The organism is Phocaeicola abscessus CCUG 55929 (assembly GCF_000312445.1).
Classification (GTDB): Bacteria; Bacteroidota; Bacteroidia; order Bacteroidales; family Bacteroidaceae; genus Phocaeicola; species Phocaeicola abscessus.
Genome location: NZ_HE997182.1, coordinates 750,498 through 766,584, shown reverse-complemented (window position 1 = coordinate 766,584; position 16,087 = coordinate 750,498). Strand labels below are relative to the sequence as shown.

Sequence of the window (16,087 nt, the reverse complement as noted above, 5' to 3'; positions counted from 1 at the left end):
CGAACACCGATTTACCTTATTTAATACACGTTCCCTCGGCATGATCCATCCTCGGCACCGTAACCCTAATCTTTTATGTTATTTATTTCAAAATAAAACAGGTTTTATAAATTATCCCGTATCTTTGCATGGAAGTATTTGTTTCTCAAACACAACATGCATGTTTAAAATTCTGGTGCTGACAGATTTCGCAAGTAGCTATAGCCGACTTATGTTGGAAGGGATGATTCGATATTCCAGAGAAGTCGGGCCGTGGACATTCATCCGAATGCCCTTATACTACATGATGATCAACGGCGAGACAGGCGTCATAGATTTTGCGAAGAAATGGCATGCCGACGCCATCATCGCTCAGCTGAGAGACGTAAATATAGAATTACTCCGCGAGCTGAACATTCCGATTATCGTTCAAAATTATCATAAAAGAAACAGTTACATCTCCAATCTGACGGGCGATTATTACGGCACCGGCGTTATGGCAGCCGATTTCTATCTAGAAAAAGGCTATCAGCACTTCGCTTTTTACGGTTACGAGAATGTGATATGGTCGCGCGAAAGAGGATTGGGCTTCAAGGAACGGATCGAAAAGAAGGGCCTTACCTGCCATCTGCTGGAAAACAATAACCGCGGCGATACGAACGAATGGATTTACAACACGGAAATCATCGCGCAATGGCTGCAGTCGCTCCCCAAGCCGGTGGCATTATTCGCTTGCGACGACTATTACGCCCAACAGATTGCCGAAACATGCAACATATTCAATATTTCCGTGCCCGACGATATCGCCATATTAGGCGTAGACAACGATCTACTGATATGCAACCTCTCTACTCCGCCCTTGTCGTCCATCACGCTCGACGTGGAGAACGGAGGCTACCAGACCGCAAAACTGTTAGACCGCTATATCAAAAAGGAAATCGGAGAAATACCCGACATCGTGATCAATCCCCTATACATCGAAGAAAGGGCATCGACCGACAAATATGCCGTGACCGATCCTCATATCAAAATTCTCATGGATTACATCTATCAGAATTACAACAACAAGATCTCCGTTCCCGATTTGGTCGACATGGTGCCCCTTTCGCGCCGTGTTCTCGAAAAAAAATTCAAGAATTTAGTCGGGACATCCATTTATCAATACATCCTGAATTTCAGAATAAGTCGTTTCACCAAACTGCTCCTGACCACCGATCTCTATTTACCGGACATAGCCATCCAAGTAGGATTCGACGATTACAAAAACGTATCGCGCATCTTCCGCAAGTACAAATCCATGTCGCCGGCGGAATATAGAAAGCTTCACAAGAAACAATAACCTTTCCCTCGCATGACCTGCCGGTTCGCAGACAGCAAGGCTCGACAAACTTCGATGAGACGAGAAAGCCAAACCTCGTTCGAACAGGGACGTAACCCGCTCACATTTTAACAAAACTTAGCCGTATTTTGACGTCTTATGACAACTTTCATTCGCATTATATTCTTTACCGAATGCCAAAATAATATAGATTTGCACTACAAATCGGTACGGAATAGTAAATTAATCTTATAATCCAGATGAAAACAATAATAGAAAACGGTAAGCTTATCCTCCCCGGCCAAATCGTAGAGAAGGGCTATATTGTTTCGGAGAACGGAATCATCTCGGAAATCGGAGAAGGACGGTACGAGGGACGGACGGAGACGGATATCGTCATTGAAGCAAACAACCACTACGTATCTCCGGGCTTCATCGATATGCACACGCACGGCGCAGGAGGTTACGACTTCATGGACAACACGGTCGAGGCCTACTTGGGCATCGCGAAGAAACATGCCGAATACGGAACAACAAGCCTGGTCCCGACAACTTTAACAAGTACGACCGAAGAACTGATAAAGACGTTTGCCGTTTACGAACAAGCCAAAGCGATTAATACCGAAGGTGCCGACCTCTTAGGCATCCACCTCGAAGGTCCCTACTTTTCATACCAACAACGCGGCGCTCAAGATCCGAAATACTTAAGAAATCCGAAGCCGGAGGAATACAACGAGATTCTAAAAAAAAGCCATCACCACCTTATCCGTTGGAGCGTCGCTCCAGAATTGCCCGGGGCATTGGAGTTAGGCGACGTATTGAAATCCGAAGGAATCCTGGCTTCGATAGGACACACCGACGCCCTTTACGAAGAAGTGGTAGCAGCTCGCAAACACGGATACACCCATGTCACTCATCTGTATTCCTGCATGTCTACGGTAACTCGCCGTCAGGCTTATCGCTATGCCGGCGCGCTCGAAGCGGCTTACATGATCGATGACATGAGCGTCGAAATTATCGCCGACGGTATTCATCTCCCTCAAGCGCTGCTCCAGTTCGTATGTAAGTTCAAACCTCACCGTTTAATCGCCTTGTGTACCGATTCCATGCGTGCGGCAGGCATGCCCGACGGAGAATACCATTTAGGCAGTTTGAATAACGGACAAAAGGTGATTGTCGAAGATGGCGTGGCCAAGCTGCCCGATCGTTCCGCCTTTGCCGGAAGCGTGGCCACGGCCGACCGCTTAGTACGTACGATGGTCGACATGGCAGGGTTGCCGATAGTCGAAGCCGTTCGGATGATGACGGAGAACCCGGCGAGGATACTCGGCGTCGATCGTACGAAAGGTACCATAGAAGTAGGAAAGGATGCCGATATCATCGTTTTCGACACGAATATCACGATACAAACAACCGTAGTGAAGGGAAAAGTTATATACCATAAAAAAAAGAAAGATGATGACATTTAAGAAGGACAAATTGGTAGTCAAAGCATTCGACACGACAAAAGAAATGGCCATCGAGGCTGCCAACGACGTGGCAAACCGAATTGGAATGTTATTGAAAAAGCACGAGACCATCAACATGATCTTCGCGGCGGCACCGTCGCAATCCGAGTTTCTCAAAGCACTGATCGAGCACAAAGAGATAGAATGGAAACGCATCAATACCTTTCACATGGACGAATATATCGACCTGAAAGAAGATGCTCCGCAACGCTTCGGCAATTTTTTGAAAAAAGCCATCTTCGGTGTGGTGCCCTTCAAAAACGTATATTATCTGGACGGAAATAAACCGATAGACGAGGAATGCAAACGCTATGCCGAACTGCTGAAGAAATATCCTCCGCACATCGTTTGCCTGGGTATCGGCGAAAACGGACATATCGCTTTTAACGACCCTCATGTGGCTCATTTCAATGACCAGGAGGATATCAAGGCAGTCACCTTGGATCACATCTGTCGGAAACAGCAAGTCGACGACAAATGCTTCGCCAAGATCGAGGATGTGCCCACGCAGGCACTCACCCTGACCATCCCCGCGCTCATGCAAGGGCAATACATGTTCTGCATCGTGCCTTACAAAACGAAAGCGGAAGCCGTATACCGAACGCTCCAAGGCGAAATCTCCGAAACCTGTCCCGCCTCCGTATTGCGCACGAAAGAACATGCCTTCCTCTACATCGACCGCGAGAGTGCTGCACTATTACATCTGAAACAATAATTATAAAATTCGCATATTATGAAGATTAAAACATTTCTGATCGCCCTTATCGCACTGTTCGTTTCAAGCTGGGCTTTCTCCCAAAAAGTGATAAAACTGGGAATTATCGGACTCGATACGTCTCACGCTCCCGCATTCATCAAACTCTTGAATGACGAGCATGCGCCCGAGCAATATAAAAATTTCCAAATCGTAGCCGCTTATCCCTACGGATCGAAAACCATCGAGAGCAGCTATAAACGTATCCCCGCATACGTAGAAGAAGCCAAGAAATACGGTGTCAAAATTACCTCCTCCATCGCCGAGCTACTCAAAAACGTGGATGGTGTTCTATTAGAAACGAACGACGGCAACTGCCATTTGGAACAGGCCCTCGAAGTCTTTAAAGCCGGGAAACCGACCTTTATCGACAAGCCCGTCGCCGCCAATTTGGCAGAAACCATCGCCATCTTCAAGCTGGCAAAAAAATATCAGATACCGCTCTTCTCCTCTTCCTCCTTGAGATATTCTCCTCAGAACCAGGAAATCCGAAACGGGAAATACGGCAAAGTCTTAGGCGCCGACTGCTACTCGCCCGACGCGTACGAACAAAGTCATACCGATTTCACATGGTATGGCATACACGGCATCGAAATCCTCTATACGGCTATGGGAAGAGGCTGCACTCAAGTAACTCGCACTACGACGAAAGATTACACCGTCACTACGGGAATCTGGGCGGACGGAAGAATCGGTACTTTCCGTGGCATCCGTGCAGGCAAGAAAGATTATGGCGGCAACGTCTTCCTCGAAGATAAAATCGTGCCGGCCGGAGGATATGTCGGTTACCAAGTACTGCTGGATCAGATTCTGGAGTTCTTCCAGACGAAAGTCATTCCCATTGATCCGGAAGAAACAATCGAAATCTTCACGTTCATCGAAGCATCTCATCAAAGCAAAATGTTGAACGGACTTCCCGTTTCGATGGAAGCCGTATTGGAGAAAGGTAAGATGGATGCGGAACGGGTATTGAAGACGTTGAACGAATGAGGAATTTCTCGTTTTGTAACGAATCGTTTGATATAGCGCTTTAAAAATAAGGGAGGATGTGTCGACGGGCGCATCCTCCTGCGTTGTCGCGTCACCCGTCAGCCCCTGGTGAAGAGAACGGAGGTCACAGATCGTAAATTTTGTATCCGTCGATCACATAACGGGATAATACGCGATCGAGGCGGTCTTCGGGCAAAACCATCAATACGGTCGAAAGCACTTCCGTATCGACGGCACTGAAAGCCTTTACCGATACCAAGCGGTGCTCTTCGTTATATACCTGCGTATGAGGATCGATGATGTGCTTGGGGTGAGCAGGCATATTGCCTGAGGTAGACATCGCGCGGTCTCGGAGCTCGACAACGTCCAACCGTTGTCGGACATCATACGGATTTTCTATGCCTACCGCCCAACAATGACCGTAAGGATGGGTCCCCAGGCCGAGTACGGAACTGTTGCCGAAATTGATCAGTGCGGAGGTAAACCCATGCGCTATCAAGAGCTGCCGAATCCGCTCGAGGGCGTAACCTTTGCCGTAAGCGCCCAAATCGATCTCCACCTGATCGGTTTTAAAAGAGACGGTTCGATGCTCCTCGTCGAACGAGATCGCTTTGAATTTACCGAGAGCGACGTCGAAATAACCTTCGGTCAGTCGATGATGTTCTCTGCATGCGGTGAGAATCGACCAAAGCTCGTCTCCAACCGGATAAGGCGCCTCCGCTGCACGGTGATTGACGGCGTACAACTCACTGACCTGATCAAACTTGTCATAGATGCGCGACAAGCGGACACATTCGTCGACGATAGCATTCCAACACGTCGCGGAGGCTTCCTTGCTTTTTCCCAACAACAGAGCTTCCAGCCTCGTCCACATGATGTTCGTCAAGAGTCCGTGAAACAGGAGGGAGGATTCGTAATAATCGATGTAAGAATTCGTCGTATTCATCGTATCCGTCTATGGCAAGGGCTTCGGTTTCAGCTGTTTTTATGCCGATTCTCCCGCCGTTTCCGTATTTCCGCCTTCTTCTTGGCTGCGGCTGAGCCGTGCAATCCCGTGATATAAGTTTTCTTCTTTGCCTTCGTTCTCATCTTGTTCCGCTGCGGTTCGGAGAGACTTCTGCTTCCCTTGAACACGATACCGTCCACCATCGCGTGCCGTATCTCTTCGTTCTTCACCATTTTGTTTTCTCTTAAGGATTACGTCATCGTTGTTTTCAGAAATCGACTTGTTCGATCTCTTTCGCGGCAGCATACCTCTTCAACAGGCGAATCATATCATCGGCGGCTTGCTGAAGCCCGACGGCGCCGTCGTACCCGTTGATGAGGGCTAAGAAATGGGTCGTATTCAGATCCATTTTGGTACGTTCATGATCACTCGTAGGCGTCCCTACTCCACCCGAAGCGTCGCGATAAACAGGCAGACATTCGATATTCAGCATCCCTCTGCCGATCCCTTCATAGGGTTCACCGGCTTTGCCGATGCCCAAGGTCAACGTATCGCCACGGAATTTATCTGCATCAAAACCTCCGATGGAATAACCGTAACGGAGAGAGATCACATTGATCAGATCGACCAACGTGTCGATCTGATACAGCGGCAATCCGCGCACGATTCGCCGACACAGCGCCTCGTTGGAAGGCCGGTAACGGCTGGGGTCCTTCCCGCACTGACGGTATGCTTCGCGAGTGGCACGGATCGGGGCAATTTCTTTTACGGTATCCGGCGTATATCTCGTCCGATACACCGTAGTCAGTTCCTCGATTTCTTCCCACAGTCCTTTGCTATAAGCACTGTTTTTCACGTGGGCATAGACGGCCTTCCCGCGAAATTCGGGGCATTTTTGTTCGAATTCGTCCGATAAGTCGATCTTGATCCTCATGGTTTCGGCTCCTCCTGGTCTTCGTATTCGTAGTCAATGTCGTCGAGGTCGGCCTTCAAGTCGTCATCCTGCCCCATCTCTTTCAATTCTTCAGGGAGGAGATTTCTGTTTTTGGCGCGGTGTATCAACACTCCGGTCTCCTTTAGCAGGTTGCTCTCCTTATTCAACTCCGTCCAAAGCAGATCTTTCAATTCGGCCAATCCTTTGCCGGTCACTGCCGAGATAAACACGTGGGGAATCTCTTCGGGAAGCGTCGGTTCCAACAGCCGGATCAGTTCGTCGTCGATCAGATCGCACTTGGTGACAGCCAAAATCCTCTGCTTATCGAGCATCTCGGGATTAAAGGCGGTCAATTCGTTCACCAGAATCTCGTATTCTCCTCTGATATCTCCCGTGTCGGAAGGAATCATAAAGAGCAAGAGCGAGTTGCGTTCAATGTGTCGAAGGAAACGCAAGCCTAACCCCTTCCCTTCGCTCGCCCCTTCGATGATACCGGGGATATCGGCCATCACGAACGAACGCCCGTCGTGATAGGGGACGATCCCCAAATTCGGTTCCATCGTGGTAAATGGATAATTGGCTATCTTCGGACGAGCAGAGGTCACAGACGAGAGCAAGGTCGATTTCCCCGCATTGGGGAATCCGACCAACCCGACATCCGCCAAGAGTTTCAGTTCGAGTATCACCGTCAGCTCTTGCATCGGCTCCCCGGGTTGAGCGTATCGGGGGGCTTGATTGGTCGCCGTACGGAAATGCCAGTTTCCCAATCCGCCGCGACCGCCTTTGAGCAAGACGAACTCCTGTGCATCTCTCGTAATATCACAGAGATATTCGCCGGTCTCCGCATTATACACGACGGTCCCGCACGGCACTTCGATCACTTTGTCCGCTCCGTCCTTTCCGAAACTTCTGTTGCGCGATCCGTCTCCTCCGTGAGCAGCAAAGGCGTGACGTTCGTATTTCAGATGGAGCAAGGTCCAATAATTGCGATTTCCGCGCAGAATTACATGTCCTCCCCTGCCTCCGTCGCCTCCGTCGGGTCCTCCCTTCGGCACATACTTCGCCCGATGCAGATGCATGGAGCCTCGCCCGCCCTTTCCCGAGCGGCAGTAAATCTTCACGTAGTCTACGAAATTCGATTCGGCCATCACGCTGTCATTAGTCGTTCACTGCATCGACGACTTCGCAAATATCACGAAAGATCCTTTCCTTCGTTCCGATACCGTCGATATGCCGATGCTTTCCCTCTCTCTTGTACCAATCGATAACCGGAGTGGTCTGCGAATGATAGACCGTCAGACGGTTTTTGATCGTTTCTTCGTTGTCGTCGGTACGCCCCGTCTCCCTCCCGCGCTTAATCAGGCGAGTCATTAACTCGTCTTCCGGAACTTCCAGATTCAACATGACGGACACATCCTGCCCGCGCGTAGTCAACATTTTTTTCAACGCATCCGCCTGCGCTATCGTTCGAGGGAAACCGTCGAAGATCACGCCTTTACTGTCTTTCAAGCCATCTAATTTGGAAGCCAGCATGTGTACGATCAGATCGTCTGGAAGGAGTTTACCCTCGTCCATGTATCCTTTGGCGATTTTTCCCAACTCCGTTCCGTCCTTCAGCTCCGCACGCAATACGTCTCCGGTCGAAACATGGTGGAGACCGTATTTCCTAACGATATACTCGCTCTGCGTTCCTTTTCCTGAACCCGGAGCACCAAAAATGACAATGTTCAGCATATTATTTATCTTTAACGTTCATTTACCACTGCATAAATATCCCGGCAGTTTCTGCCCAGTTCCTCGTAATCCAAGCCGTACCCTATAATAAAATCGTTCGGAATGCGCATGGCCACGTAACTGATATTCAAATCGACTTCCAACTTTTCCGGTTTCAATAACAAAGTACAAATCTTTATCTCTTTCGGGTTTCTCGTTTGCAAATCCTCCAACAAGTATTTCATGGTCAATCCCGTATCGATAATATCTTCGATCACGACGACCGTCCGTCCGGCAATATCGGTATTCAACCCGATGAGTTCTTTCATTTTACCCGTCGACGAGGTTCCCGAATAGGAGGCGTATTTCACAAAAGAGATCTCGGCAGGAATGGTCAGGTTGCGCATCAAATCGGACGCGAAAATAAAAGAGCCGTTGAGCACGCTTAAAAAAATCGGATTCTTCGCTACCAAATCCTGACTGATCTCTTCTGCTACACGTTTCACTTCCCGCAGAATTCGTTCCTCTTTAATGAACGGTGCAAAGCACTTATCTTTAATTTGCATGGTCTCCATACCACCATAAATTGTAATTGTTGCAAAAGTAGCATTTTTCCGTCAATATAGCAGTTTTCTTTCTCACTTCTTTTATAAATGTGCTATCTTTGCTCAGGTAAAACGGCGTTACGCTACAGAATGAGGAGGCCCATGAAAATTTTAAGTTGTATCCAACTCAAAGAATTAGATCGATACACCATCGACCGTGAACCCATCACTTCGATCGATCTGATGGAACGGGCGGGCGAAGCACTGACCCGAGCTATCGCACGGCGTTGGGATACTTCTTATGCGATAAAAGTCTTTGCCGGACCGGGCAATAACGGCGGGGATGCGTTAGTCGTCGCCCGGATGCTCTCTCAGAAAGGTTACGGCGTAGAAGTATTCCTGTTCAATATCTCCGGCCGACTGAGCGAGGAATGTCAAATCAATCTCGATCGGTTGAAAGAATGTGGTGAGGTGTATTTCTCCGAAATCACTACGCAATTTTCGCCTCCGGTCCTTACATCGACCGATTTGGTAGTCGACGGATTATTCGGCAGCGGATTGAACCGTCCGTTGAACGGCGGGTTCGCGGCGGTTATCAGATATATTAATACCACTGTCGCTCCGGTTGTCTCCATCGATATTCCTTCCGGTCTGATGGGAGAAGACAACACCTGCAACGTCCGTCCGAATATCATCCGCGCCACAGTCACGCTGAGCGTCCAGTTGCCCAAACTGGCTTTTCTTTTTCCTGAGAACGAAGAGATCGTAGGCGAATTGGAACTTTTGGACATCGGTTTGCATAGAAGCTATATCGACCGAACGACGACCCCTTATCATATCACGGAGGAAGCGGACATCAGACAGATGCTGAAGCCGCGAAAACGGTTCGCGCACAAAGGAATGTTCGGACACGGCCTGCTCATCGCTGGGAAATACGGCATGGCCGGAGCCTCGATCCTGTCGGCCCAAGCTTGCTTGAGGTCGGGCATCGGCCGGCTGACCGTTCACGTTCCCATCCACAACAACGATCTGTTGCAAATGACCGTCCCCGAAGCCATCGTACATACCGACATCCACGAACGGTACTTCGCCGTCCCCGAAGAATCGGACAACTTCCGAGCGATCGCTATCGGACCTGGCATCGGACAAGAAGAGGATACAGCACTCGCCCTGAAAGAACAACTGCAAAAGACGACCCGTCCCATGATCCTAGACGCCGACGCGCTGAACATCGTAAGCGACCATCGCAACTGGCTGACGATGTTGCCTAAACGCTCTATCCTCACTCCCCACTTAGGCGAACTCGACCGCCTGATCGGCAAATGCACCGACTCGTTCGAACGGTTGAACAAAGCGAAAGAACTGGCCGCTTCGCTCCAATGCTATCTCATCGTGAAAGGACATTACACCGCGATCGTTACGCCGGAAGGGAACTTCTTCTTCAACCCTACGGGAAATCCGGGAATGGCTACGGCCGGCAGTGGAGACGTACTGACCGGCATTCTGCTGGCTCTGGCAGTGCAGGGATATACCTCCGAGGAGACTTGCCGTATAGGCGTTTACGTACACGGACTGGCCGGAGACCTGGCTGCGGAAAAAGCAGGAGAGATCGGTATGACGGCAAGCGACATGATTCGTTCACTGCCGCAAGCGTGGAAGAAATTGACAGGAACCGCTCCCTAAACGAGAAAGAATCATTAATTTTGTGCCATCAATACATAATTAAAAAGAAAAATGAAAAAAACACTATTCGCCATAGGTCTATTACTCGCCCTGAACAGCCATGCCCAGAACTTCAGCACCTATACTCCCGGCAGTTTGAGCGAAGGCGTCGTTTACTATTTGCCCAAGACCGTCATCGACATCGAAGTGATCGCGACAAAAATAATCTATACGCCGGGCGACCTCTGCCAATATGCCAACCGATACCTCCGATTGAACCATATCTCGGCCGTGCCCGAAACTCACTGGGAAATCAAGGAAGTAAAGGTAAAGTCGGCGGGTGTGCCGGACCCGAATAACGCCTATCAGGTGAAGCTGAAAGAGAAAGAAGTAGCATCGAACGTTCAACTGACAAAAGACGGCCTCATCATGGCCATCAATACCACTGTGTCGACCGACAGGGAGAAGACGACGCCGGAAACACACCCATCGACCGAAAAACTTAATCCAAACAAATACCTGACGGAAGAAATACTCAATGCCACCTCGACGGCTAAGACGGCCGACTTGGTAGCCAAAGAAATTTACAGTCTTCGCGAAAGCAAGAACAGCTTGGTACGCGGCCAATCGGAATACATGCCCAAGGACGGAGCGGCATTGAAACTGATGCTCGAGAAGATTGAAGAACAGGAACAAGCCCTGACGCAGATGTTCACCGGAATTACCGTCGAAGAAGACCACACGCTGCACTTCTACATCACTCCGGAAGATAAAACTGTCGACCAGATAGCCTTCCGCTTCTCCCATCGGTTAGGAATATTGCCTCCCGGTAACTTAGCCGGTTCGCCCGTATACCTTTCGATCAACAGCGTCGATCCGATTCCTGTCCCCGATCCGAAGACCGCCGAAAAGAAAAAGAAAGTGGAAGGCATCATTTATAACATTCCGGGCAAGGCGAGGGTAAAGGTAAACAGCGTTGAAAAAACGTACTTCGACGGAGAACTCCCCGTCACGCAGTTCGGCACGACCGAAGTACTGGTGGGCGATCTGTTCAAAAGCAAAGTGAATACGCAGGTCGTCTTCAATTCGCAGACGGGAGCGATCGTGAAAATCGATAAAGACCTGTAACGGAGAACTGCCTCCATCCCCACCCCGTTTTCTCTGCTTGGCCGGAGCGAAAACAAACGGTTGGGAACCTGCCAAAACTTGGTGAGAATAAAATACGGTCGTTCGAAGCCTGCGGAAACCTTATCCAAGCCCGGAACTGTTCAGCAGATAATCCTTAAAATCGGCAAACGACTTACGTATCGGTACGGTTCGCTTCTTTCCCTGCATAAAACGTTGCAAACGCGGAGGAACAGCGATGGAATCCCCGATGATTCGCTCCACCTTTTCCTGGAACTTGGCAGGATGAGCCGTGGCCAAAAAGAAACCGACCTCGCCGGGCATCAGACTCTCTCTTAACGCCCGAAAGCCGCAAGCGCCATGGGGATCCAACAAATAACGATGCCTGTCCCATACGGTCCGAATCTCCTCCGCAATCTGTGCATCGTCATACGCCGCCCCGCCCACGTCAGTGACGATCGCCTCGTAACTGTTCGCGTACAAGGCGAGGATACGGGCGAAATTGCTCGGGTCGCCCACATCCATGGCATTGGCCAACGTGGCAACACTGGGCCTCGGCGAATAACGACCGGTCTTCAGGTACTGATAAAAGACATCGTTCCGATTGTTGGCGGCGATATACTTATCGACCGGCAAACCCATCTTCTTCGCCAACAGGCCGGCCGTCAGATTCCCGAAGTTTCCGCTGGGAACGCAGGCGACAAGGCGGGCATCCGCCTCTTTCAGACGAGCATAGGCATGGAAATAATAAAACGCCTGGGGTAAAAAGCGAGCGACATTGATGGAGTTGGCGGAAGTCAGATCAAGACGATCGTTCAATTCGTCATCCATAAAAGCCGATTTCACCAACGCCTGGCAATCGTCGAAGCAACCGTCTACCTCGAGAGCGGTAACGTTCCCTCCCAGCGTAGTGAACTGCTGTTCCTGAATCCGACTGACCTTTCCCTTGGGATAAAGCACGTGCACACGAATCCCTTCCACACCGAGAAAACCGTTAGCCACGGCACTGCCCGTATCACCCGAAGTGGCAACCAGTACGTGCACTCCCTGCTTGCCTTCCTTTCGAATAAAATAGCCCAACATACGGGCCATGAAACGGGCACCTACATCCTTAAAGGCGAGTGTCGGACCATGAAACAGTTCCAACGAATAGATCCGATCGGTTACCTTTACCAGCGGAATATCAAAATTCAGGGTATCGTCGACCATCGAGCGAAGGATATCCGACGGGAGGTCTTCGCCGAAGAAAGCCGTCGCCACTTCGAAGGCGATCTCCTGCAAACTCAGCTTCTCTATTTCGCGGAAGAATTTCGCCGGCAACAGGCTGATCGCTCGCGGCATGAATAATCCTTTATCCGCAGCCAAACCTTTGACGACGGCTTCTTCCAGTGTAACGTCGGACGTCCGACAATTGGTACTGTAATAGTTCATACGCGCATAAATTCACGGATAAATTCATCGCCTTTCAATAAACCGTACGAGCCTCGGCAGGCAGCCGACTCGTCAAAAGTCTGCACCTCATCGGGCACAATGCCGGGATACCAGATCGCGAAAGGCACAGGCTCCGCCGTATGAGTGCGGTGTTCGCAAGGAGTCGGGTGATCGGGCAAAACCGCGATGGCTACCGGTTCTTCCCATTTCTCGACTTCGTGATAAATAGGTCCGACTACCCGCCGGTCGAGATCTTCGATCGTTCGTCTCTTCAGCGAGATGTTCCCTTCATGCCCCGCCTCGTCGCTTGCCTCGATATGCAGATAAACGAAGTCGTCCTTACGCAGAGCGTCCAATGCCGCCTTTACCTTGTTTTCATAATTCGTATCGTAAAGTCCGGTCGCCCCTTCCACCCGAATCCGGTTCAGTCCGGCATAGCGACCTATACCATTGATCAGGTCGACCGCCGAGATTACGTCGCCGTTCTTGATCTGAGGAAACTTTTCGGCGATAGGTTCCATCCGGGGGCGATACCCCGGGCTCCAGGGCCAGATGCTATTTGCCGGATCTTTCCCCTCGGCACGGCGTCGAATGTTAAACGGATGGTCGCGGAGTAATTCCTGCGAGGCAAGTATCTGCTCGTTGATCAGGTCGGCCGTCTCCTGCGGCGTAAACCGCGTGATGCGGTCGTTCTCGAGACCTTTCATCGGCTTCGCCAGCAGGGGGCGGAAGGGCTGGAGCGGGGCATCGTGTGGCGGAGTCGTCTCGATCCGCTTGTCGCCTCCCTTTATCACCAGCAGGTGCCGATACTGAACGCCCGCGTAATAACGGATGTATTCATTTCCGAGACGGCGTTGCAAATATGCGATCAACGCGTCGCCGTCGCTCGTTTCGATATGTCCAGCCGAATGGTTCTTCAAACGCTCTCCGTCGATGCAGACCAAGTTGCATCGCATCGCCATTTCCCCCGGCTGTAAGTCGACGCCGATGCTGGCCGCTTCCAACACCCCTCTTCCCTCGTACACCTTGGGAAGATCGTATCCCAGAATCGACATGTTGGCAATTTCGCTTCCCGGATGGAAGCCGTCGGCGACCGTAATCAGCCGTCCGTTTCGTCCGTTTCGGGCAAGCAGGTCCAGGTAAGGCGTTTCGGCTACTTGAAGCAAGGTTCTATTTCCTAATGATTCGATCGGCCAATCTGCCATACCGTCACCTAATATAATGATATGTTTCATGTTTTATTGCTTTATATTGCAGGCGGAACCACTGCATGAACCGCCTCGGTTGAACTTCGCATCGCCCTACTTTCATGAAGGCGATAAATGAATAAATAAATAGAAAAAGAAGCCGACGCGCGCAGAAGCATCCACGCCATGCGGAATAAATACCGACTTCCAAGATTTACGAATGAATGTGCTTCACGTAGAAACACGAATAACTATCCCAACCCCGAAGGGTTGTGACTGTGAAAGATGTGACGAATGTCAGACAGTTATACGTTCTCATTATGATGCGCTACGTTTTTCAATCGTTGATGCTGCAAATATAAGCAAATAAATGACACTTCAACCGCTTTCCTTCTTTTTTTTAATAAAATGTCATTTTTTTCGGGAAAAGGCAACTATTTCTTCGTATTGCGGCAAAGGCGAAAAGCGTCCCCACAAGTTTTTCTTGACTTATGGGGAACTTTGATCGATAGCGCCGTCATTACTTACTTTCGGATATTGGGCTCTTCCAATCCGTAGGCGTGTTCCTTATCGATTACCTTCAAATAGACGGCGAAAACCATAGCCAGCACGCCGAACAGGGCGAAGATAATCAACGGGACGGTATAATCATAGGGGATAAAAGTATCGGTAGCGCCCTCGGCAATAGCTTGTTTGGCGGCGATCACCGCAGGATTCGCGGCATTGACCGACTGAAGCACGCTCCCGATCAGCAGGGGGACGAAACAAAGCCCGATATTCTGAACCCAAAAAATCAAGGAATAAGCACTGCCCAAATAACGGGCGTCCATAATCTTGGGAACGCTGGGCCACAATGCCGCCGGAACCAAAGCGAACGAAACACCGAGGATGACGATGGTCGCATACGCCATCACTCGACTGTGTGTGATCGGCAAACCGAAGGCGAATACCAAGTGACAAACGATCAGGAGCAAGGCCCCCCAGATCAGCATGGTAGCCCCCCTGCCCTTGTGATCGAGGTAAGACCCCAGGAAAGGAGTGATGATAGCCGCCCCGACGGGAAACCAACGGAAGATCTCGGAAGCGGAAGTGGCAGAAATACCGTTCAAGTTGCATTGAAGCATGTTGGCACCGTAACGCTGAAAGGGGAAAATGGCAGAGTAATACAGCACACAAAGCAGAGCGACTACCCAAAAGATCTTGCTGGAGAAGATATTCTTCACATCGCTGACCTTGAACTGTTCTTCCGCCTCGACCTCCAAACCGTCGCCGAGCTGTTTGTCCAATTTCCTGTCGAATACGCAAAATACCAAGAAGAAGATCAATCCGATAAGCAACAGCACGGTACAGAAAGCGACGGGTTTAAGAACCGTACCGAATTTCTCGGCAATCCAAGGAGAGATAGAGAAGATAGAAAACACGCCGATACGGGCAATGGCCATCTCCACACCCATCGCCAAGGCCATCTCTTTCCCCCGGAACCACTTGGCGATCGCTTTCGAAACGGTGATGCCCGCCATCTCGCAACCGCAACCGAAAATCATAAAACCCAGCGAAGCCATCTTGGCGCTCCCGGGAAGCGAAACCCACCAGGAATTGAGCCATTCATTGACCGCCGTAGCTTGAAACCAGTCGCTGATGCCCACATATTTGATGCACGCCCCGACGAACATCATCGAAGCCGCCAACGTCCCGGTAAAACGAATCCCGCACTTATCCAGAATGATACCTGCCAGAATCAGGAATCCGCATACGTTTAAAATATATTCTGCGCTGGCATAAGTCCCGAAAACGGTTGGCGACCAGCCTCGCTCCGTCTCGATCAAACTTTGCAAGGGAGACATCACGTCGACGAACATATACCCGAAAAACATCATCAAGGCTATCAGTATCAGCGCAGCCCAACGTACCACGACATAATCGTTGATCAATCTCTGAATTTGTCCTACCATAACTCTATCATTAATATTGGCGCATTTTTTTTACTCAGGCAAA

The 16,087-nt window shown here is 50.1% G+C and carries 15 protein-coding genes; 6 read left to right on the top strand and 9 right to left on the bottom strand.

Going from position 1 to position 16,087, the window contains the following annotated elements; translation table 11 throughout:
• Positions 1 to 160 precede the first annotated feature (160 nt).
• The 4 genes from BN102_RS03090 to BN102_RS03075 all read left to right on the top strand — a co-directional run bounded on the left by BN102_RS03090 (position 161) and on the right by BN102_RS03075 (position 4,549).
• Positions 161 to 1,318 (top strand): XylR family transcriptional regulator, encoded by a 1,158-nt coding sequence (locus tag BN102_RS03090; protein WP_019207612.1) that lies wholly within the window; start codon positions 161 to 163, stop codon positions 1,316 to 1,318.
• Positions 1,319 to 1,557: 239 nt separating this feature from the next.
• Complete coding sequence (gene nagA / locus BN102_RS03085; protein ID WP_019207611.1) at positions 1,558 to 2,766, top strand: N-acetylglucosamine-6-phosphate deacetylase; 1,209 nt, start codon at positions 1,558 to 1,560, stop codon at positions 2,764 to 2,766.
• Positions 2,756 to 3,520, top strand: a complete 765-nt coding sequence (locus BN102_RS03080) for a glucosamine-6-phosphate deaminase (RefSeq protein ID WP_021312190.1) — start codon at positions 2,756 to 2,758, stop codon at positions 3,518 to 3,520. The genes nagA and BN102_RS03080 overlap by 11 nt, the downstream gene beginning before the upstream one ends.
• A gap of 18 nt (positions 3,521 to 3,538) precedes the next feature.
• On the top strand, positions 3,539 to 4,549 hold the full coding sequence (locus tag BN102_RS03075; protein WP_019207609.1) for a Gfo/Idh/MocA family protein: 1,011 nt from the start codon (positions 3,539 to 3,541) through the stop codon (positions 4,547 to 4,549).
• A 124-nt stretch (positions 4,550 to 4,673) separates the two neighbouring features.
• On the opposite strand, the gene BN102_RS03070 is transcribed toward BN102_RS03075, so the two are convergent.
• Genes BN102_RS03070 through hpt form a run of 6 tightly spaced genes read right to left on the bottom strand, consistent with a single transcriptional unit; the run spans position 4,674 to position 8,717 of the window.
• Positions 4,674 to 5,495: an FAD:protein FMN transferase gene (locus tag BN102_RS03070; protein ID WP_019207608.1), complete on the bottom strand. Its 822-nt coding sequence runs from the start codon at positions 5,493 to 5,495 to the stop codon at positions 4,674 to 4,676.
• 29 nt (positions 5,496 to 5,524) lie between these two features.
• Positions 5,525 to 5,728: a hypothetical protein gene (locus BN102_RS03065; RefSeq protein ID WP_019207607.1), complete on the bottom strand. Its 204-nt coding sequence runs from the start codon at positions 5,726 to 5,728 to the stop codon at positions 5,525 to 5,527.
• A 35-nt stretch (positions 5,729 to 5,763) separates the two neighbouring features.
• Positions 5,764 to 6,423 carry a B3/B4 domain-containing protein gene (locus BN102_RS03060; protein ID WP_035456852.1) on the bottom strand — a complete coding sequence of 220 codons (660 nt, stop codon included), beginning with the start codon at positions 6,421 to 6,423 and terminating at the stop codon, positions 5,764 to 5,766.
• Positions 6,424 to 6,425: 2 nt separating this feature from the next.
• Complete coding sequence (gene obgE / locus BN102_RS03055; protein ID WP_036787160.1) at positions 6,426 to 7,577, bottom strand: GTPase ObgE; 1,152 nt, start codon at positions 7,575 to 7,577, stop codon at positions 6,426 to 6,428.
• Between the two features lie 10 nt (positions 7,578 to 7,587).
• Entirely contained in the window at positions 7,588 to 8,163 is a 576-nt protein-coding gene (locus tag BN102_RS03050; RefSeq protein ID WP_019207604.1) for an adenylate kinase, read from the bottom strand.
• An 11-nt stretch (positions 8,164 to 8,174) separates the two neighbouring features.
• Positions 8,175 to 8,717, bottom strand: coding sequence for a hypoxanthine phosphoribosyltransferase (hpt, locus tag BN102_RS03045; RefSeq protein ID WP_019207603.1), 543 nt, complete (start codon positions 8,715 to 8,717; stop codon positions 8,175 to 8,177).
• 132 nt (positions 8,718 to 8,849) lie between these two features.
• Between hpt and BN102_RS03040 the strand changes: the two genes are divergently transcribed.
• Positions 8,850 to 10,370: an NAD(P)H-hydrate dehydratase gene (locus BN102_RS03040; RefSeq protein ID WP_021312265.1), complete on the top strand. Its 1,521-nt coding sequence runs from the start codon at positions 8,850 to 8,852 to the stop codon at positions 10,368 to 10,370.
• Between the two features lie 51 nt (positions 10,371 to 10,421).
• Positions 10,422 to 11,477 (top strand): DUF4831 family protein, encoded by a 1,056-nt coding sequence (locus BN102_RS03035; protein ID WP_019207601.1) that lies wholly within the window; start codon positions 10,422 to 10,424, stop codon positions 11,475 to 11,477.
• A 120-nt stretch (positions 11,478 to 11,597) separates the two neighbouring features.
• On the opposite strand, the gene thrC is transcribed toward BN102_RS03035, so the two are convergent.
• The 3 genes from thrC to BN102_RS03020 form a co-directional block, all read right to left on the bottom strand.
• On the bottom strand, positions 11,598 to 12,905 hold the full coding sequence (thrC, locus tag BN102_RS03030; protein WP_019207600.1) for a threonine synthase: 1,308 nt from the start codon (positions 12,903 to 12,905) through the stop codon (positions 11,598 to 11,600).
• On the bottom strand, positions 12,902 to 14,140 hold the full coding sequence (locus BN102_RS03025; protein ID WP_019207599.1) for a cofactor-independent phosphoglycerate mutase: 1,239 nt from the start codon (positions 14,138 to 14,140) through the stop codon (positions 12,902 to 12,904). The genes thrC and BN102_RS03025 overlap by 4 nt, the downstream gene beginning before the upstream one ends.
• A gap of 476 nt (positions 14,141 to 14,616) precedes the next feature.
• Positions 14,617 to 16,044, bottom strand: a complete 1,428-nt coding sequence (locus tag BN102_RS03020; RefSeq protein WP_019207598.1) for an MFS transporter — start codon at positions 16,042 to 16,044, stop codon at positions 14,617 to 14,619.
• Positions 16,045 to 16,087: the final 43 nt, after the last annotated feature.